The organism is Pseudomonas fluorescens (assembly GCF_902498065.1).
In the GTDB taxonomy this organism is placed as follows: Bacteria; Pseudomonadota; Gammaproteobacteria; order Pseudomonadales; family Pseudomonadaceae; genus Aquipseudomonas; species Aquipseudomonas fluorescens_BJ.
This window is the reverse complement of the sequence record NZ_CABVIR010000004.1, coordinates 331743-349063: the sequence shown is the minus strand read 5'-3', so window position 1 is coordinate 349063 and position 17321 is coordinate 331743. Positions and strand designations below refer to the sequence as shown.

The 17321-nt window shown below is 59.9% G+C and carries 17 protein-coding genes; 11 read left to right on the top strand and 6 right to left on the bottom strand.

The features are described 5' to 3' along the window. The first annotated feature begins 170 nt into the window (after window positions 1-170). Genes F8N43_RS17530 through F8N43_RS17520 form a run of 3 tightly spaced genes read left to right on the top strand, consistent with a single transcriptional unit; the run spans window position 171 to window position 3053 of the window. Window positions 171-1292 (top strand): glycosyltransferase family 4 protein, encoded by a 1122-nt coding sequence (locus tag F8N43_RS17530; protein ID WP_150654091.1) that lies wholly within the window; start codon window positions 171-173, stop codon window positions 1290-1292. Next, window positions 1285-2061 carry a DUF2334 domain-containing protein gene (locus tag F8N43_RS17525; protein WP_150639436.1) on the top strand — a complete coding sequence of 259 codons (777 nt, stop codon included), beginning with the start codon at window positions 1285-1287 and terminating at the stop codon, window positions 2059-2061. Before F8N43_RS17530 ends, F8N43_RS17525 begins: the two co-directional genes overlap by 8 nt. Then, window positions 2058-3053, top strand: coding sequence for a lysylphosphatidylglycerol synthase transmembrane domain-containing protein (locus F8N43_RS17520; RefSeq protein ID WP_150654090.1), 996 nt, complete (start codon window positions 2058-2060; stop codon window positions 3051-3053). Before F8N43_RS17525 ends, F8N43_RS17520 begins: the two co-directional genes overlap by 4 nt. A 236-nt stretch (window positions 3054-3289) precedes the next feature. On the opposite strand, the gene F8N43_RS17515 is transcribed toward F8N43_RS17520, so the two are convergent. Together F8N43_RS17515 and purU are read right to left on the bottom strand one after the other, a co-directional pair. Then, window positions 3290-3487 carry a hypothetical protein gene (locus F8N43_RS17515; protein WP_150639438.1) on the bottom strand — a complete coding sequence of 66 codons (198 nt, stop codon included), beginning with the start codon at window positions 3485-3487 and terminating at the stop codon, window positions 3290-3292. Between the two features lie 85 nt (window positions 3488-3572). Then, on the bottom strand, window positions 3573-4421 hold the full coding sequence (gene purU, locus F8N43_RS17510) for a formyltetrahydrofolate deformylase (protein WP_008031689.1): 849 nt from the start codon (window positions 4419-4421) through the stop codon (window positions 3573-3575). A 339-nt stretch (window positions 4422-4760) separates the two neighbouring features. On the opposite strand from purU, the gene mvaT reads away from it, so the two are divergent. Then, window positions 4761-5138: a histone-like nucleoid-structuring protein MvaT gene (gene mvaT, locus F8N43_RS17500; RefSeq protein ID WP_007933316.1), complete on the top strand. Its 378-nt coding sequence runs from the start codon at window positions 4761-4763 to the stop codon at window positions 5136-5138. Between the two features lie 92 nt (window positions 5139-5230). Here mvaT and sbcB read toward each other — a convergent pair whose 3' ends face one another. After that, on the bottom strand, window positions 5231-6661 hold the full coding sequence (gene sbcB, locus F8N43_RS17495) for an exodeoxyribonuclease I (RefSeq protein ID WP_150654089.1): 1431 nt from the start codon (window positions 6659-6661) through the stop codon (window positions 5231-5233). Between the two features lie 184 nt (window positions 6662-6845). Between sbcB and F8N43_RS17490 the strand changes: the two genes are divergently transcribed. From F8N43_RS17490 to F8N43_RS17465, 6 genes are read left to right on the top strand one after another with little or no spacing between them, the layout of a single operon-like run. Continuing rightward, on the top strand, window positions 6846-7571 hold the full coding sequence (locus F8N43_RS17490; RefSeq protein WP_150639441.1) for an RDD family protein: 726 nt from the start codon (window positions 6846-6848) through the stop codon (window positions 7569-7571). Further along, window positions 7568-8545, top strand: a complete 978-nt coding sequence (locus F8N43_RS17485) for a stage II sporulation protein M (RefSeq protein WP_150654088.1) — start codon at window positions 7568-7570, stop codon at window positions 8543-8545. The genes F8N43_RS17490 and F8N43_RS17485 overlap by 4 nt, the downstream gene beginning before the upstream one ends. Then, window positions 8532-10079: a DUF4129 domain-containing protein gene (locus F8N43_RS17480; protein ID WP_150639443.1), complete on the top strand. Its 1548-nt coding sequence runs from the start codon at window positions 8532-8534 to the stop codon at window positions 10077-10079. The genes F8N43_RS17485 and F8N43_RS17480 overlap by 14 nt, the downstream gene beginning before the upstream one ends. Continuing rightward, a complete protein-coding gene (locus F8N43_RS17475) occupies window positions 10076-11239 on the top strand; it encodes a DUF4350 domain-containing protein (protein WP_150633226.1) in 1164 nt (387 codons plus the stop codon). Before F8N43_RS17480 ends, F8N43_RS17475 begins: the two co-directional genes overlap by 4 nt. Next, window positions 11236-12237: an AAA family ATPase gene (locus F8N43_RS17470; RefSeq protein ID WP_150633227.1), complete on the top strand. Its 1002-nt coding sequence runs from the start codon at window positions 11236-11238 to the stop codon at window positions 12235-12237. Before F8N43_RS17475 ends, F8N43_RS17470 begins: the two co-directional genes overlap by 4 nt. Further along, window positions 12234-13565 (top strand): DUF58 domain-containing protein, encoded by a 1332-nt coding sequence (locus F8N43_RS17465; RefSeq protein WP_150654087.1) that lies wholly within the window; start codon window positions 12234-12236, stop codon window positions 13563-13565. The genes F8N43_RS17470 and F8N43_RS17465 overlap by 4 nt, the downstream gene beginning before the upstream one ends. Window positions 13566-13785: 220 nt before the next feature. Here the strand turns inward: F8N43_RS17465 and F8N43_RS17460 are convergent, their stop codons facing one another. Then, a complete protein-coding gene (locus F8N43_RS17460; protein WP_150639444.1) occupies window positions 13786-14145 on the bottom strand; it encodes a PilZ domain-containing protein in 360 nt (119 codons plus the stop codon). A 246-nt stretch (window positions 14146-14391) separates the two neighbouring features. Continuing rightward, window positions 14392-14766, bottom strand: a complete 375-nt coding sequence (locus F8N43_RS17455; RefSeq protein ID WP_150633230.1) for a tetratricopeptide repeat protein — start codon at window positions 14764-14766, stop codon at window positions 14392-14394. A gap of 175 nt (window positions 14767-14941) precedes the next feature. Here F8N43_RS17455 and pyk point away from each other — a divergent pair, with 175 nt between their 5' ends. Next, the gene (gene pyk / locus F8N43_RS17450) at window positions 14942-16393 is read left to right on the top strand and encodes a pyruvate kinase (protein ID WP_150633231.1); all 1452 of its coding nucleotides are present in this window, start codon (window positions 14942-14944) and stop codon (window positions 16391-16393) included. A 176-nt stretch (window positions 16394-16569) separates the two neighbouring features. Here the strand turns inward: pyk and F8N43_RS17445 are convergent, their stop codons facing one another. Beyond that, entirely contained in the window at window positions 16570-17319 is a 750-nt protein-coding gene (locus tag F8N43_RS17445) for an enoyl-CoA hydratase-related protein (protein ID WP_150654086.1), read from the bottom strand. Between the last annotated feature and the right edge of the window lie 2 nt (window positions 17320-17321).

The following is a 17321-nucleotide window of genomic DNA, read 5'->3' as shown; positions in this document are numbered from 1 at the left end:
AGTCGTACACATAATTAGTGTCCACCAAAAATCATTGTGGGAGCGGGCTTGCCCGCGATGGCGGCCTGTAACACACCGCAAAAACCTCGCCGACATCCCCGCCACAAAACCCCAACCGAACATCTATCCTTCATAAAGGTCAACCGAGGGAGCGCCACGGGACCGGAGGGATGTTCATCGTGCATATCGCTGACATAACCATGTTCTACGCCCCTGCCAGCGGTGGCGTGCGCACGTATCTGGATGCAAAACACCGTCGCCTGGGCGTCAAGCCCGGCATTCGCCACAGCCTGTTGATTCCCGGTTCCAACCTGACTGAACAGGATGGCGTTTACACGGTTCCGGCCCCCGCCCTGCCCTTCGGCAGGGGTTATCGCTTCCCTCTCCGTCTCGCTCCTTGGCGAAATGTCCTGCAGGATTTGCAGCCCGATCTGATCGAAGTCGGCGACCCGTACCTCACAGCCTGGGCGGCACTGGATGCCCGGCGCCAACTCGATGTACCCGTGATCGGCTTCTATCACTCGGACTTGCCGCTGCTGGTGAGCAATCGCATGGGCAATTGGGTCACAGCCAACGTCGAAGCGTATGTCAAAAAGCTCTACGGCAACTTCGACCGGGTCTTGGCGCCGAGCCGGATCATGGCCGACAAACTGATCAGCCTCGGGGTGAAGAACGTTTTCGTACAACCCCTGGGGGTCGACCTGCACACCTTCCATCCCGACGCCCGAGACCCGGGCCTGCGCGCAGAATTGGGTATCGATGAAAATACCCATCTGATGATTTTTGCCGGGCGCGGCTCCAAGGAAAAAAACCTGCCGGTGTTGCTCGACTGCATGAAGCGCCTGGGCCGCCGCTATCACTTGCTGCTGGTGGGTTCTTCGATGCCGGCGGTGGTGCCGGAAAACGTGACGGTGGTCGATGAGTTCTGTCCGGCGACACAAGTCGCAAGACTGATGGCCAGTGCCGATGCGCTGCTGCATGCCGGCGATCAGGAAACATTTGGCCTGGTGATCCTCGAAGCCATGGCGTGCGGCATTCCGGTGGTGGCCGTGGCGGCCGGGGCCTTTGAGGAACTCATCAACAAGGAATGCGGACTGCTTTGCACGCCGAACGACCCGGGGGCGATGGCCAATGCGGTACGGGAACTGTTCAGTTCGGGCAGTGCCGCGTTAGGCCAACAGGCGCGCCTCCATGTCGAACGGCATTACTCGTGGGACACGGTAGTCAACAGCCTGTTGGGCCATTATCACGCCGTCCTCGGCAGCCAATGGCCGCTGGCCTCCAATGGTTGAGCCCATGACCGCGCCCAGCCTGTTACTCGTGCTGCATGACGTCGCGCCGCACACCTGGGCTGATTACCAACCTTTTGTCGAAGCCGTCGACGCCTTGGGCGAGGTGCCGATGACCTGGCTGGTGGTGCCGGACTTCCACAGACACAACGATCTGGAGGCACACCCGGGGTTCCGCCGCGTGCTGACCAACCGTGTCGCCCGAGGTGACGAACTGGCGCTGCACGGCTATTTTCATTGTGATGATGAGTCGCCGCCCATCACGCCACGAGACTGGTTCATGCGCCGCATTTATACCCACGAAGGCGAGTTCTACGCACTGTCCCAGGACGCTGCGCTCGCGCGCCTGCGAGCAGGTATCGAGCTGTTCCGTCGCTACAACTGGCCGCTCGAAGGTTTCGTCGCCCCGGCATGGCTGATGAGTCAAGGTACGCGCCAGGCCTTGCGCCAGTTACCCCTGAGTTACACCAGCGATCCACAACATCTGTTTCATCTACCGGATTTCACCCCGGTCGATACGCCGGGACTGGTCTGGAGTGCGCGCAGTGCATGGCGACGAGGGTTGTCCAAGCTCGTCAGCGATCAGCGCGAACAACGTTGGCGCCAGGCACCGGTGATTCGTCTAGGCGTGCACCCCGTGGACATGCAACATCGGTTCGCGCGCGATTACTGGCTGCAAACCCTCAAGCGATTGCTCGACGAAGGCCGCGTGCCGATGACCAAGGCTCGTTGGCTGGCGCTGCACGGCGACCGTGTCGGTCGCGCCGCATGAGCCGGGGGATTCTGCTGTTTGTTGCGCTGCTCGCGGCGGTGCTGATTCCGCTGCTGCTTGGCGGCAACCAGACCTGGTCGAGGTTGCAAAGCTTTCCATTGAGCTGGTTGCTGATCATGTTCGGCATGATCCTGCTGTGCTGGGTGGTGAACACGATGCGCTTGCGCCTGTTGCTGGGTGATCAGCGCGACAAGGTCAGCCCGGTCAAAAGCCTCGGCGTGGTGATGGCCGCCGAGTTCGCCTACTGCGCCACACCGGGTGGCAGTGGCGGACCGCTCACCATCATGGCGCTGCTGGCACGCAACGGGGTGCGGCCGGCACGGGGCAGCGCGGTTTTCGCCATGGATCAACTCAGCGACCTGCTGTTCTTTCTCTGCGCGTTAAGCGGGATTCTGATTTATGCGTTGTTCCAGCACCTCAGCGAACGCATGGAGTGGTTGCTGACGGTCAGCGCCATTTCGATGTTTGGCGGGCTGCTCAGTTGCGTGGTGATCGCACGCTACCATAGGTCGTTGATTCGCCTGAGCGGGCGCCTGCTCGTGCGCCTGAATGTCAAAGGCAGCACGCGAATGCGCTGGGCGCGAAAACTCCTGCATTTTCTGGCGGCGTTCACTGACACGCTGAAGTTGCCCGTTCAGACGTTGATCAAGGTGTTTGCCCTGACCTGCGTGCATTGGCTCCTGCGCTACAGCGTGTTGTATCTGGCGTTACGCGGGCTCGGTGCGGATTTGCAGTGGGCGTGGAGCTTTCTGATCCAGATGCTTTCGCTGAGCGCGGGTCAATTCAGCCTGTTGCCGGGCGGCGCAGGGGCTGCGGAATTGACCTCGGCCGCGCTGCTGGCCCCCATGGTGGGGAAATCCACGGCGGCCGCGGCGATTCTGATTTGGCGGGCGGTGACGTATTACTTTTATCTGGTGGTTGGGGGGCCGGTGTTTTTGTTGATGCTTGGGCGGCCGTTGTTGAAGAAGTTGATGAGGTTTGGGCAGGCTTAGGGCTTACTTAGGGCGTCTGCCAACAATCCACTGTGGGAGCTGGCTTGCCAGCGATGGGGGGCCAGACAGCGCGTTCATTCAGACAGCACGCGTTATCGTTAACGTCCATCGCTGGCAAGCCAGCTCCCACAGGGAATGCGTACGCTTGAAGAAACGGGCCGCCTCGCGGCGCCGTTACGGTAGCCGCTACCGCAAAAACGGATATGTACACAATCAAAGCAGCCAGGCGCCAGACCTCAAGACCGCTTCGCCGGCAAGCTGGCTCCTGCAAGGTCAATATCAGGTTTGGGATTCAATGCCTCCCACAACTCCACCGCCCCCGGAAACTCCGTGCCATCTTCAGGGCTCAAGTCATCCGGGTCATAGCGGCTCAAACACCCCTCCCCCAATGTGGCGGGGGCTTTGGAAGTGGCTTTGTCCAGTGGATCGGCCATGGTCATGTCCTCAGTGCAGAAACGGCGAAGGGCCTGAGCGATTGAACGCCCAGGCCCTTCGAATTTCAACCGTGTCGTATGGGTATCAGAACACCACGGTCTTGTTGCCATGCACCAGCACCCGGTCTTCCAGGTGATAACGCAGACCACGGGCCAGCACCATTTTCTCGACGTCACGGCCGAAACGCACCATGTCTTCGATGCTGTCGCTATGGCTGACACGCACCACGTCTTGCTCGATGATCGGGCCGGCATCCAGTTCTTCGGTGACATAGTGGCACGTCGCACCGATCAACTTCACCCCACGCATGGAAGCCTGGTGATACGGCTTGGCCCCGACGAACGACGGCAGGAAGCTGTGGTGGATGTTGATGACCTTGTGCGCATATTCGCTGCACAACTCGGGCGGCAGGATTTGCATGTAACGGGCAAGTACCACCACTTCGGCATCGTGCTGTTTGACCAGGCGCGAGACTTCGGCGAACGCCGGCTCTTTGTCCTGCGGATTGACCGGCACGTGGTAGTACGGAATACCGTGCCACTCGACCATGCTGCGCAAATCATCATGGTTGGAAATCACACAGGAAATTTCGCAATCCAGTTCATCGCTGTGCCAGCGGTGCAGCAAGTCAGCCAGGCAATGTGACTCGCGACTGGCCATCAACACCACGCGCTTTTTCTGCGCGGTATCGGTAATGCGCCAGTTCATCGAGAACTCTTCGGCAATCGGCGCGAACGCTTCGCGGAAAGCCTCGATACCGAAAGGCAGAGAATCGGCCCGAATTTCGTGACGCATGAAGAACCAGCCACTGAGATTATCCGAGTGATGGCTCGCTTCAGTGATCCAGCCGTTATGTGACGCCAGAAAGTTACTGACTTTAGCAACGATGCCGACGCGGTCCGGGCAAGCAATCACCAGCCGAAAAGTGCGCATGAGGGGGAAACTCCAGAACTTCGCAAAGGCCGCCATTCTAGCGATTGCGCGAAAAAACTGCAGTATAGATGACACCTTGCGTTGTGCGAGGACGTCAGGCACAAGCGTTGAAAGCCCCGTTCACCCGCGCAATGGTGTTCTTGTTGCCAATCTTCAAGTGCTCAATTGTGAATATCTGTGATACCTGGGTCACACTATTTAACTGCACATCCAGCCTGTGCCCTATTCACGACAACTAATTTAAATAAACTCCGGTTTAAATGTTTACTTGATGAAACACCCTGACTATTATTGCCGCACTGTCCCCTGCCATCCAGCGCCTAACATAAGGTAGTCCCCATGTCCTTGATCAACGAATATCGCGCCACCGAAGAAGCTATCAAAGAGCTGCAAGCCCGTTTGAAGAACCTGTCCCAAGACGACAAACTGCAAACCGAGCTGGAATTCGAAGGCAAACTGCGCACCCTGATGGGCGAATACTCCAAGTCCCTGCGTGACATCATTGCGCTGTTGGATCCAGAATCCAAAACCAAAGCACCACGCGGCGGCGCAGTAAAAACTACTGGCACCAAGCGTGCTCGCAAAGTTAAACAATACAAAAACCCGCACAACGGCGAAGTCATCGAAACCAAAGGTGGCAACCACAAAACTCTGAAAGAGTGGAAAGCCAAGTGGGGCGGTGACGTGGTTGAAGGCTGGGCTACCCTGCTGGGCTAAGCCGCAAGCTTGTCGCAGAGCAATCCGCGACAGAAAAGGACGCCAGCAAACGCTGGCGTTTTTTTATGCCCGAGATTCAGGCCTGAGCATTTTCAAAAATTCAAACGTTTGCGCAATGTCTGGACATAATTGTTCCACTCATTGAGCACCTCTTGCTGCAAAGGAGTCGCAGTAATGTTCAATTGGGCTGCCGCTTCTTCAAATGCTTCAAGGGTATTGGGCGCCCCCCACTCGGGCGCTGACAAACGTTGCTGACAGAATATTCGCCAGCGTTCTTGCTCTTCGAAACTCAACGTATCGGGAAAGTTACGGGCGCGATATCGAAACAATAATTCAGGTAAACGTTCGTCATCGAACGGCCATTGCTCTTGCGCCAATTGCGCCGGGTCAGCCGCTCGGACTTGCTCACAAAGACGCCGGTCCCGATCACCGATAAAACCATCGTATAACTGTTGTTCAGGGTCTTGGCTCTGGGCAAAATCCTCGCGGGCGTAAATGGCCTGAACTTTATCTCGCCACATTGTTTGTGCGGCACTTAGCCGCAGCGTGCGCTCCTGATAAAGCGCCATATCCAGCCCCAGGCGTTGCTGATCATCGGGACGAAGCACCGACAACGGCGCCACCACCGGGCATTTGTTGATGTGAATGAGTTTGAGCGGCACCGGCAGTTCGCCATCGGCCAGTTCATCGCGACGGGTATACAGACGCTGGCGCAAGGTCTCGGCATCCAGATCGAGCAAACCCTGAGGGTCCAGGTGCAGGTCACAGACAATCAACGCGTTCTTGTTGCGCGGATGCCAGGCCAGCGGCAACACCACGCCGACATAACTGCGTTCCGCCGAAAAACGCCCGGAAATGTGCACCATCGGCTGCAACAGCCGTACCTGATCCATCACCTTTTGTTTGCTGCGCAACTGGAACAGCCAGTCATAGAGCTTCGGCTGCTTTTCCCGAATCAGCCGCGCCAGCGCGATGGTCGCGCGAACGTCCGACAGCGCTTCGTGAGCATTGCCGTGATCGATGCCGTTGGCGGCGGTCAGGCGTTCGAGCTTGAGCGTCACCCGCCCCTCGTCGTCCGTCGGCCAAACCAAGCCATCGGGCCGCAAGGCATACGCCGCTCGCACCACATCGATCAGATCCCAACGACTGTTACCGCCCTGCCACTCGCGGGCATAGGGGTCGAAGAAATTTCGGTACAGGCTGTAACGAGTCATCTCGTCATCGAAACGCAAGGTGTTGTAACCCGCGCCACAGGTGCCCGGCGCCGCCAGCTGCGCGTGGACCCGCGTCATGAAATCGGCTTCGCTCAAACCGTGCTCGGCCAGTTGACCTGGCGTGATACCCGTGATCGCGCAGGCCATCGGATGCGGCAGGATGTCTTCACTGGGTTGGCAATAAAGATTGACCGGCTCGTCTATGACATTGAGATCAAAGTCAGTGCGAAGCCCCGCCACTTGCAGCGGACGGTCACAACGCGGGTTGATGCCGGTGGTTTCATAGTCGTACCAGAAGATCGAGGTCACGGGCTATTCCTGAACTGAAGATCGGCGAAGTCTAGGCGTTCACATCCCGCCCCGGCCAGTAATCTTGCATTCAATCACCTCTGACCACGCACCGTGCAATACATAGTTATGTCGTTTTCACCCGTGAGGCTGCTAGCATCGGCCCCACAGAGAATCCCGATCAGGCCACATCATCAGGTTGCCCATGCTCGAGACCACAGCACTGCCAAGGAAAGCGACGCTGTCCCCGCCACTGGATACGCGGTATCAGGTTGAAACGCCGGAAGGTATCGACTTGCCACTGCGCCCGGCCGGGTTGATGGTGCGTGCGCTGGCGTTCTGCATCGACCTCGGGCTGCGCGGGTTGATTCTGGGCCTGCTGTTTATTGTCCTCGCGTTTCTGGGGAAACTCGGCGCCGGGCTGGGCTCGATCCTGCTGTTCGCCGTGAGCTGGTGGTACATGGTGTTGTTCGAAGTGCTCAATCAGGGGCGTTCGCCGGGCAAGCAATGGATGGGCCTGCGGGTGGTGCAGGATGACGGCACACCGATCGGCTGGTCCGCTTCGCTGTTACGCAACCTGCTGCGATTCGTCGACCTGTTGCCGTTCGGCTATTTCCTCGGCGTCATCAGTTGCCTGCAACACCCCAGCTTCAAACGCCTTGGCGACCTGGCCGCGGGCACGCTGGTGATCTACCGCGAACAGCCACTCACCCGACCGCAAGTGCCCGAGGCAGAACCACGACGTCCGGCCTTCGCCATGACGCTGGCCGAACAACGCGCCATCCTCGGGTTTGCCGAACGCCAGGGTGAACTGTCCGAAGCACGGGTCACCGAGCTCGCCACCCTCCTCGCGCAACCGTTGAAGGTTCCAGCGCCACGAGCGGTGACGGAACTCAACGGCATCGCCCGCGGTTTGTTGGGCCCCGCATGAAGCAGAGTCTTTTCGAGAACCGCCACAAGGCTGAATGGGCGCAGTTTTCCCTCATGCTCGACAGGCTGGAGCGCAACAAAGACACCTCACGAGTCGCCAGTTTCGCGAAAGACTATCGCAGGCTCTGCCAACACCTGGCGCTGGCTCAGGAACGTGGCTACAGCAGCTTCCTGATCGACTCTTTGCAGCAACAGGTCTTGCGCGGGCATCAACAGCTGTATCGGCATCGCAGCCGTTTGGGCGCCAACGTGCTCGGCTTCATCCTCGCGGATTTTCCGCGGCTGGTACGCGAACAATGGCGCTTCGTGCTTGCCGCCAGCCTGATGTTTTTCGGCAGCCTGATCGGCTTCGCGCTGCTGGTGTATCTGTTTCCGGACCTGGTCTACAACCTGATCCCGGCGCAACAGGTCAGCGACATGCAAAGCATGTACGACCCCAATGCCGGACACCTGGGTCGCTCGGCGGAACGGGCGGCCAGTGAAGACTGGGTGATGTTCGGCTACTACATCATGCACAACATAGGCATCGCGTTTCAGACCTTCGCCAGCGGTTTGCTGTTTGGCCTGGGCAGCGTGTTTTTCCTGTTCTTCAATGGCTTGATGATCGGCGCGGTAGCCGGGCACCTGACGCAGATCGGCTATGGGCAAACCTTCTGGTCATTCGTGATCGGCCATGGTGCTTTCGAACTCAGCGCCATTGCCCTCGCGGGCGCCGCCGGCCTGCAACTGGGCTGGGCATTGATCGCGCCGGGGCGCCTGCCACGCGCTGAAGCCTTGCGAGTCGCGGCGCGCAAAAGCGTGTTGCTGATTTGCGGGGTCATGCTGTTTCTGCTGATTGCCGCGTTTATCGAAGCCTACTGGTCATCCATGACCGGGCCGACGCCGATGACCAAATATCTGGTCGGCGCGGCGCTTTGGTGTCTGGTGGCTATGTATCTGCTGTTTGCCGGACGGACTCGTCATGCGCCTGAGTGACGCCACCGTGGTGATCCGCCCTCGCACAACCTGGGAGGCCATGGACCTCGGCGTTCTGTTGAGCCAGCGGCACCGACGCCTGCTGATGACCAGTTGGGCCATCGTGACCTTGCCGGTTTTCGCCCTGCTCACCTTGTTGCTGTGGGATTCACCGTCCCTCGCCGCGTTCATTTTCTGGTGGCTGAAACCGGCCTTCGAACGCCTGCCGCTGTACATCCTGTCCAAAGCAATGTTCGGTGAAACGCCGACCTTGAAACAGGCGCTGCGCCAATGGCCCCAACTGCTCAAGCCGCAATTGCTTGCCAGTCTGACCTGGCGACGCTTGAGTCTGAGTCGCAGTTTCCTGATGCCGGTGGTGCAACTCGAAGGCCTGAGTGGGCAAGCGCGGCAACAGCGCTTGCAGGTGCTGTTGCAACGCGACGGCGGCGCGGCGCGGTGGCTGACGATCATCGGCGTGCATGTGGAAAGTGCACTGTGGATCGGCTTGATGATGCTGTTCTATCTGTTCCTGCCGCAACAGATCGAACTCGACTGGAGCTGGCAGACGTTGCTGTCCGCCGCCACGCAAGACTGGCATTGGCTGGAACACCTGACCAACGTGTTTTACGTGTTGGTGCTGGTGGTGTGGGAACCGGTCTACGTGGCCTGCGGCTTCAGCCTTTATCTGAACCGGCGCACGGTGCTGGAGGCCTGGGATATCGAGTTGGTGTTCCGCCGTCTGCGCCAACGCTTGAGCAGTACCGCCGGCGCCCTGCTACTGGCGGCATTTTTACTGATGCCCGCGGCGCAAAACCTGTGGGCCGCCGAGTCAGTCGTTTCGCCGGACAGCCCGCGGCTGCTGGACCAGCCACTGACCAGTCAGGCGTCCCGGGACAGCATCAGGACGATCCTCGATCAGCCGCCGTTCAAGAACAAGGAAACGGTCACCCGCTATCGTTTTGGCGGCGAAGACAAACCTGACGCCGAAACCCAGGACGAAGGCAAAGCTCCCGAGTGGTTGAAGGCGCTGCTCAAGTTGCTGGATAACCAGCGTTTCGGTGCCTTGGCGACCCTGATTGAAGCGCTGCTGTGGGGTATGGTGATCGGCGCTATCAGTTTGTTGATCTGGCGTTACCGTGACTGGTTGCAGGCGTTCGTCAGTCGCCGACCGGCGTTGCCGCGCAAAGTCACACGGACGCCACCACGGCAGGCATTCGGCCTGGACCTGAGCCGCGAAACCCTGCCTGCCGACATCGCCGCCAGTGCCGAAAGTCTCTGGCAATCCAATCCGCGTGAGGCGCTCGGGTTGCTCTATCGCGCCCTGCTCAGCCACTTGTTGCACGACTACAACATGGCGTTGAAACCGGCCGACACCGAAGGTGAAGTGCTGGAGCGCGTCAAACACCTGCAGCAACCAGCATTGCTGACTTTCAGCAAAAACCTGACGGGACACTGGCAAAACATGGCCTACGGGCATCGCCTGCCCGCCGCGCACGTGCAACAGGAACTCTGTGATGGCTGGCGAGCGCTGTTCGGCCCGGGAGCGGCGCATTGAACCGGCGGCTCTGGCTGGCGGGCGGCGTGCTCATCGCAGTGCTGTTGGCTGCGCTGAGTGTCTATCTGTATTTCAAGGCAACGCCCTATCAGACGGACATCGATCACGGCCCCTCGCCCGAAGCCCAGGCCAACCCTTATCTGGCCGCCGAGCATTTCCTGCGCAAACAAGGCCTGACCGTCGGCCATGCCAACAGTCTCGACATGCTGCCGACACTGGACCCGCGCCAGCACAGCCTTTTGCTGCTCGGCGACCGGTACAACATGACCCCGCGGCAGATTGACCAAGTGATGAACTGGACCCGCGCCGGCGGGCGTCTGTTATTCATCGCCGAATCGCTGTGGGATGAAAAAACCGGCCAAAGCAATGACCTGCTGCTCGACAGGGTCCAGGTGCACCAATCACTGAGCAAAGACCTCAAGGACCCGCCGCCGGAGACCGGCAAGGATCCTTACCCCAACCTGACAAAACTGTATCTTGAGGACGAAGACGGCCCGGCCTACGCCACCTTCGATACCGCATTCCATCTCGAAGACCCGAAAAATCTCGCGCAAGCCTGGGCCAACAGCGGCAAGGCCACGCACATGATGCAGCTCAACCACGGGCTCGGCTCGATCATCGTGGTCACCGATGCCGACCTGTGGAAAACCCCGGCCATCGACCAATACGACAACGCCTGGCTGCTCTGGTACTTGACCGCGGACACCCAGGTGACGCTGCTGTTTAACACCGATCACGACAACCTGCTGACCTTGTTGCTGCGCTACTTCCCTCAGGCACTGGTCGCGCTCATCGCCCTGATCGGCCTTGGCCTCTGGCATGTCGGTGTGCGCCACGGCCCATTGATTGAACCGGTGCCGAGAGCCCGCCGGCAACTTCAGGAACACCTGCGTGCCAGCGCCGATTTCATCTTGCGCCGCAGCGGTCAAGGCAGTCTGTTGCAAGCGTTGCAGCAAGACATCCTGCGCCGAGTGCGGCGCCGTCATCCCGGTTTTGAACAACTCGGCGTCGCCGAGCAATGGCTGGTACTCGCACGCCTGACCGGCCAACCCACACGCGCTATCAGCCAGGCCATGAGCCCACGACCGAAGCAACGGCTGTCCAGCGTTGAGTTCAGCCGTCAGGTCGCTCACCTGCAAACCTTGAGGAATGCCTTATGAGTGAACAGATCGAGCCCGGCGCACCGAGCCACGCCGAGCAGCAGCGCCAACGCGCCAGTCACCTGGCCCAAGCGGTAAGAGTAGAACTGCAAAAAGCCGTGATCGGTCAGAACACGGTGATCGACGACGTGCTCACCGCGTTGATTGCCGGCGGCCATGTGTTGCTCGAAGGCGTGCCGGGACTGGGCAAGACATTGCTGGTGCGCGCCCTCGCCCGCTGTTTTGGTGGCGAGTTCGCGCGCATCCAGTTCACCCCGGACCTGATGCCCAGCGACGTCACCGGACACGCGGTGTACGACTTGCAGACCGAGCAATTCAAACTGCGCAAAGGGCCGTTGTTCACTAACCTGTTGCTCGCCGACGAAATCAACCGCGCCCCGGCGAAGACCCAGGCCGCGCTGCTCGAAGCCATGCAGGAACGGCAAGTCACCCTCGAAGGCCGCGCTCTGCCCATCGCGCAACCGTTCATGGTGCTCGCCACGCAAAACCCCATCGAACAGGAAGGCACTTACCCGCTGCCGGAAGCCGAACTCGACCGCTTCATGCTCAAGGTGCGCATGGACTACCCCGACGCCGAACAAGAGCTGAGCATGGTGCGTCAGGTCAGCCGTTCGACCCGGGCCGACATGCTCGATGTGCAACCGCTGCGCACCGTTCTGCAAGCCAAGGACGTGTTGGCCTTGCAACGCATCGCCAGTGATCTGCCGCTGGACGATCAGGTCCTCGATTACGCCGTACGCCTGGCCCGCACCACCCGCAGCTGGCCCGGACTGACCCTCGGCGCCGGGCCTCGGGCGTCCATTGCACTGGTGCGCTGCGCACGGGCGCGCGCCTTGTTGCGCGGCGGTGAATTCGTGATTCCGGATGACATCAAGGGCTGCGCACTGGCGGTGCTGCGCCACCGTGTACGCATTGCACCGGAGCTGGATATCGAAGGACTGGAGGTCGATCACGTGCTGCGGCAACTGCTCGATCAAGTGCCGGCGCCGCGTCTGTGAAACCCTCGCGCCTGCTGCTGATCTGGCTCGCAATCCTGCTGGCCATCGGCATCGTGCTGGGTACCTTGCGCGCACTGGACATTGCGGTGCCCTCTAGTCTGTTGTCGATCAACTGGGGATTGCTGTTGGCGCTGCTGGCCCTGGCAATACTCGATGCTGTGCGCCTCACACGCCTGCCCTCACCCCGGATAACACGACAAATGCCAGGCAGCCTGGCACTCGGCCGTTGGAGCGAAGTGCTCCTTGAGGTTGAGCACAACATTCCCCAACCACTGACGATCCAGATTTTCGACCACGTCCCCGACGGCCTGAGCTTCGAAAATCTCCCTCTGTCAGTCGAACTTCAGCCCGGCCAACACACGCAGATCGGCTATCGGCTGCGCCCGCTCAAGCGCGGCCACTTCAACTTCGAACACTGCGAAATCAACCTGCCAAGCCCCTTGCACCTGTGGTCCGGCAAACGGCTTCTGAGTGTCACTGACCACACCCGCGTCTACCCCGACTTCGCCCGTCTCTACGGCGGCCAACTACTGGCGGTGGACAATTGGCTCAGCCAGCTTGGCGTGCGCCAGCGGCAACGACGGGGCCTGGGTCTGGAGTTTCATCAGTTACGGGAATTTCGCGAAGGCGACAGCCTGCGCCAGATCGACTGGAAAGCCACCGCCCGCCAGCGCACCCCGATTGCTCGGGAGTATCAGGACGAGCGCGATCAGCAGATCATTTTCATGCTCGACTGCGGCCGCCGCATGCGCAGCCAGGACGGCGAACTGGCACATTTCGATCATGCGCTGAATGCGTGCCTGCTGTTGAGTTACGTGGCGTTGCGCCAGGGCGATGCGGTGGGACTGAGCACCTTTGCCAGCGATCAACCGCGCTATCTTGCACCGGTGAAAGGTGCAGGTCAGCTCAACGTATTGCTCAACACGGTCTACGACCTGAACAGCACCCAACGCAGTGCTGACTATCAGGCCGCGGCAACTCATCTGCTGGCTCGACAAAAACGCCGCTCGTTAGTGGTATTGATGACCAACCTGCGGGACGAAGACGATGAGGAGCTGCTCACGGCGGTCAAACGCCTGAGCAAGCAACATCGCGTGCTGGTCGCCAGCCTGCGCGAAGACGTACTCGACAGCCTGCGTCAGACAACCGTGCAAACCTTGTCCGAGGCGCTGGTTTATTGCGGGACGGTGGACTTCTTGAATACACGGGCCGAACTTCATGAACGGCTGAATGCCCATGGCGTACCGGTACTGGATGCAAGCACTCATGAACTGGGCGCCGCGCTGGTGACGCGCTATCTGGAATGGAAGAAGGCCGGGGTGTTTTAGTGGTGGTACGCAGAGTGCGCCACTGCTTAAGGATCAAGCAGAGCCCGCCAGCTCGTGCGCCTGATGCCTGCCATCCGTCGATACTTATTGTCTGTACCGACGCCATCGCGGGCAAGCACGCTCCCACAGTGTTCCGGGGTGTTCACACATTATGTGATCGCCATAAAACCTTGTGGGAGCGGGCTTGCCCGCGATGGCGATTGTAAATACACCGCTGTCGTCAGGCAGAAGCGGGCAACGGCTGAAAACTGAAGTACCGCTTCAACGCCTCCACCAATTGCCCATACTCCGGCGGTGCCCGTTGCAGACTGAACCCGGCGTCATAGTGGTGAGGCGTCGCATCCTCATGGCACCACAGGCAGCAGGCTTTGAGGTCAATGACCTGTTGGCAACCATCGGCCATGGGAATTTTCAGGCGCAGATCAAAATCGGCGCCGATCATCATCGGCAACTGACTGATAAGCATCAGCCCGTCTGCGGAGACGTTGCCGAGGAAGCCAATCGGTTTGTCGGTGACGCTGTTGAACACTCTCAGAAAATACGGCAGTTGATGCCGCTCGATCCGGCGGTCAGTGAACATGCTGAATTCGCTACGCAAGGCCCTTAAGCAGAGCCGCACTAATGCTTCGGAACGGGCCTGCCTGTCTAAAACGTGAGCCAGGCAATAGGCGCGCTCTCCCCAATCCCGGTGCGACAGTCCGTACTGCGCTGCCGCTTACTCCTGCCGATCACAGGTGTTACCTCGGTCGAGAGTCAAGGCGCTAAACCGGTTACTCGACTATAGCTCACCGTCGCGCGTGAGCCAGCCTTGGAATGACAACTGCAATCAGAAGCGCGTCGGACGCACCACCGCGGTGCTGCGCAGCGGGTAGTGCCCCAGCGACTGCAAGGTTTCCAGCCGGGCGCGGGCGCGGTAGGCATACTCGCTTTGCGGGTACGAAGCCTGGATGAACTGGTAGGTTTGCGCCGCATCCACGAACATCTTCTGTCGTTCCAGGCACAAACCGCGCAGCATCGACACTTCTGGCCACACATAAGGCCGCGCGCGGCTGGCACGTTCAACTTTGGACAGTTCGAGCGTCACCTGCTCGCAATTGCCACGGTCATAAGCGCTGTAGGCATTATTCAAATGATGGTTCATCGAAAAACGGGTGCAGCCCACAACACTGAGGGCAAGGGCGGCTATGAGCACGAATCGCATGGGGGTTCTCCTGTCTTGAGTTCTGTATCGACCCGTAGGCGAAAATCTTCAGGAATGTTCATTTAAAGATAAAGACGAATAACAAAGCGCTTCACAAAAAGTAGTGCAAACGAACAATGACTACACCCCAAGACCATAGTAGCCTCACTCAGCGCTTGAACTCAGGAGTCTTTGCATGTCCGTCCGTCGTACCAAAATCGTCGCTACCCTTGGCCCGGCCAGTAACTCGCCGGAAGTTCTAGAACAGCTGATTCTGGCTGGCCTGGACGTCGCCCGCCTGAACTTCTCCCACGGCACCCCCGACGAGCACAAGGCTCGCGCGAAGCTGGTGCGTGACCTCGCTGCCAAGCACGGCCGCTTCGTTGCCCTGCTGGGTGACCTGCAAGGCCCGAAAATCCGTATCGCCAAATTCGCCAACAAGAAGATCGAACTGAAGATTGGTGATCAATTCACCTTCTCTACCAGCCATCCTCTGACCGAAGGCAACCAGCAAGTGGTCGGCATCGACTACCCGGATCTGGTCAAGGACTGCGGCGTGGGCGACGAGCTGCTGCTCGACGACGGTCGCGTGGTGATGCGCGTCGATACCGCCACCGCCACCGAACTGAACTGCACCGTGATCATCGGCGGTCCGCTGTCCGACCATAAAGGCATCAACCGTCGCGGTGGTGGCCTGACGGCGCCGGCCCTGACTGAAAAAGACAAGGCCGACATCAAGCTCGCCGCGGAAATGCAGGTGGACTATCTCGCCGTGTCTTTCCCGCGTGATGCCGCCGACATGGAATACGCCCGTCAACTGCGCGACGAAGCCGGCGGCACTGCCTGGCTGGTGGCGAAAATTGAACGCGCCGAAGCCGTGGCCGATGACGCCACCCTCGACGCCCTGATCAATGCCTCCGACGCCGTCATGGTCGCGCGTGGTGACCTCGGTGTGGAAATCGGCGACGCCGAGCTGGTGGGCATCCAGAAGAAGATCATTCTGCACGCACGCCGCCACAACAAGGCTGTGATCGTCGCGACCCAGATGATGGAGTCGATGATCCAGAACCCGATGCCGACCCGCGCCGAAGTGTCCGACGTGGCCAACGCCGTGCTCGACTACACCGACGCCGTCATGCTGTCGGCAGAAAGTGCTGCCGGTCTGTACCCGCTGGAAGCGGTGCAAGCGATGGCGCGCATTTGCGTCGGCGCTGAAAAGCATCCGACCAGCAAGACCTCCAGCCACCGCATCGGCAAGGTCTTCGAAAGCTGCGACCAGAGCATCGCGCTGGCGGCCATGTACACCGCCAACCACTTCCCGGGCGTGAAAGCGATCATCGCCTTGACCGAAAGTGGCTACACGCCGTTGATCATGTCGCGCATCCGTTCTTCGGTACCGATCTACGCGTTCTCCCCGCACCGCGAAACCCAGGCCCGCGCGGCCATGTTCCGTGGCGTCTACACCGTTCCGTTCGACCCGGCCTCGCTGCCGCCTGAGCAAGTCAGCCAGGCTGCGATCGACGAACTGTTGAAACGCGGCGTTGTGGAAAAAGGCGACTGGGTCATCCTGACCAAGGGCGACAGCTACCACACCATCGGCGGCACCAACGGGATGAAAATCCTGCACGTTGGCGATCCGATGGTCTGAGTGACCGGTTGCTGAAAACAAAAGCCCCGCCATGTGAATGGCGGGGCTTTTTGGTTTTCGATCTTGAAGGTGTGTTGCCTGGGCTGACGCCATCGCGAGCAGGCTCGCTCCCACATTTGATTTGCGTACACCACAAATCCCCTGCTCGCGATGGCGGCAGCCCGGCCAACGCCAATTCAACGCCGATTGATAAACCCCGACAACGCCGCCATCGCCTCCGGCGAACGCAGCCGCTGGGTGAACAACGCGCCCTCTTCTTCTATCACCTTGCGCAGCTGTTCGCGGTCCGGGGCTTTCATCAATTGCTTGCTGATGCGCACCGCTTCCGGTGGCAGCGACTCAAAGCGCAACGCCATCTCCCGCGCCTTGGCCAACACCGCTTCGCCACTGCCCAGCGCTTCGGTCGCAATCCCCCACTCGGCCGCTTGCTCCCCGCTGAAACCTTCGCCCAGCAGTAACAATTCAGACGCTTTGGCATGCCCAAGCAAGCGAGGCAATAAAAGACTGGAGCCGAATTCCGGACACAAGCCGAGGTTGACGAAGGGCATGCGCAATCGCGCATCGCGGCTGACATACACCAGATCGCAATGCAGCAGCAGCGTCGTGCCAATTCCGACTGCCGCACCGGCCACAGCAGCGATCACCGGTTTGCGGCATTCGAGCAGATTAAGCATGAAGTGGAACACCGGGCTGTCGAGGTTGCTCGGCGGTTGTTGAATGAAGTCGGCGATGTCGTTGCCGGCGGTGAAACACTCGGCACTGCCAGTGATCAGCACGGCGTTGATGTCGGGGTCGGTGTCAGCCTGTTTCAACGCTTCGACCAAGTGGCTGTACATGGCGCGGGTCAGGGCGTTTTTCTTGTCGGGGCGATTCAGGCGCAGGGTCAACAGGCCGCGTTCGCGTTCAATCTGGATGGCATCGGTCATGG